At 68.4% G+C, this 1,989-nt stretch carries 1 pseudogene; it reads right to left on the bottom strand.

Annotation, left to right across the window (positions count from 1 at the left end):
* Nucleotides 1–74 precede the first annotated feature (74 nt).
* Nucleotides 75–1,722, bottom strand: a pseudogene (locus BV907_RS18015) (IS1634 family transposase).
* Nucleotides 1,723–1,989: the final 267 nt, after the last annotated feature.

The raw sequence follows: 1,989 nt of genomic DNA on the forward strand, positions 1-1,989 counted from the left end.
GCACGAACTCGTCCGCGAGCGGGCCCGCGCTGTTCTGCGCAGCCTTGGTCATTGCGCTCTCGACCTGAGTTCGGTCATTTGCTTAGTGCCTGAGATTTCCCTCTCGTGAGGGTGTCGATGATGGCCTGACGGTCCGGGTCGATCTGGGGCGGGATGGTCTGGGTGGCGCCGTTGGCGGCGATGATGGCCGAGCGCAGTGGCCGGAGCTGGCGGATCACGTTGCGGATCGCGAGCCCGGTGCGGTTCTGGACCTCGCGGGAGAGTGCCAGGGCGGTGAACACGATGGTCAGGTGGGCCTCGGTCGCGTCGCGGGTGCGCACGAACATGGGCCGGGCGGCGAGGTCTTTCTTGGACATCCGGAAGGACTGCTCGACGTGCCACAGCTCGTGGTACGAGCCGATGACCTCCCCGGCGGGCATGAGGCCGGCGGGGATGTTGGTCACGTACCCCTTCAATCCGACCAGGCGTCGGGCGCGGGCCAGGGCTGCCTCGTCCAGGGTGTGCCCGTCATTGCTGGTCTTGACGAACCGCGGGGTCCGGGCGGCCTTCTCGCCGGCGATGACCTCTCGGGCCCGGTTCTCCTGCAGCGTCAGCGTCTTGGAGTCCCGGACGGCCCTCTTGGCCGAGTAGGCCCAGACCGCCCGCCACGACCCGGGGTGCTGCTGCGGGTCCCAGACGGGTTCGGCCCGCACGGCCTCGTTGTTCTCGCTGCGCCGGCCGGTCCTGGGGGTGATGGTGTCGATGACCTGGGCGTCGGCGAAGGCGTCGCCGTGCCAGCGGAAGTGCGAGGCCAGGTCCAGCGGGGCCTTGGCCGCCCGGGAGCCGACGATGAAGCGCAGGTTCGCCTCCTCGAGCGCGGCCAAGTTGGCCGCGGAGAGCATGCCAGCGTCGGCGACGACAACCGTGTCCTCGATGCAGTGCCGGTCCTGGAACTGCTTCACGATCGGGATGATGGTGGCCTGCTCGGCCTTGTTCCCCTCGTAGCAGCCGATCTCCAACGGGAACCCGGGCCCGGTCCACGAGCAGGCCCACGACGATCTGGGGATCGACGCGGCGCTCCTTGGAATAGCCGACCTTGCGCAGACCGTCCTCCTTCTCGGCCTCGAAGTACAGGGTCGTCACGTCGTAGAGGCACAGCGAGACGTCGCCGCTGGCCGCGGCGTGCTCGAAGCACAGCTTCGCGACCTGGTCCCGGTAGGTGCCCCGGTGCGCCCGGGACAGGGTGCGGCGCATCGTCTTCTCACTTGCCGGACGGACGCCGAGCTCGTCCAGCACCCGGGCGGTGTCCAGGATCGAGGTCGGCTCCACGACCCGGGCGATCACCAGGTCACGGAACACCTCATCGGCGAGGGAATCGAGGCCGAGGTCGTCGAACACCGCCGCAAGCGCGTCGAAGAGCACCCGCGAGGCGGTGGCGACCACGCGCGGGGCTGGGACTGCCGCCCGCTCGCGCACCGGCACCCCCGGGTCATCGAACAGGGCGGGGGCACCGGGAGTGCCGATTAGCGCCGTCCTCGGCGCTGCGGGCTCGAGGCCGAGGTCGAGCTCGCCCTGCCCCGGGTCATCCAGCAGCTCCCGCGCCCGCTCGAGAAGGAGCCCGAGATCAGCTTCGGTATGGGCCGAACCGACATGGGCCACAATCCGCCGCCGCCCGTCCACGGACTGGGCGATCTGCACGGCCGTCGCCCCCGAGGCCGTCCGAACCCGCCGAATCCACGCCACAGCCCCCACAGTAGAGCACCAATTAGTGCCTCAAAACCGGTCCCACGAACACATCACCGCAGGTCAGGGCTGGGTCGCTCACGGAAACGACCGCAAGTGACCAAACTCAGGAGAAGGCACTTTTTGCTCCTGTAGGTGCGAGTGGATTTGGTTGTCGGCTGGACGACTTGCCAGCTCCACTCATGACGATAGGAGCGGTCTTCCGGGGACTTAGTGTTCTTGCGCGATGCTCGCAGAAGGCTCGGGAGAAGGGTATTCCCTGCGCTT

Source organism: Sinomonas mesophila (assembly GCF_001999765.1).
In the GTDB taxonomy this organism is placed as follows: domain Bacteria; phylum Actinomycetota; class Actinomycetes; order Actinomycetales; family Micrococcaceae; genus Sinomonas; species Sinomonas mesophila.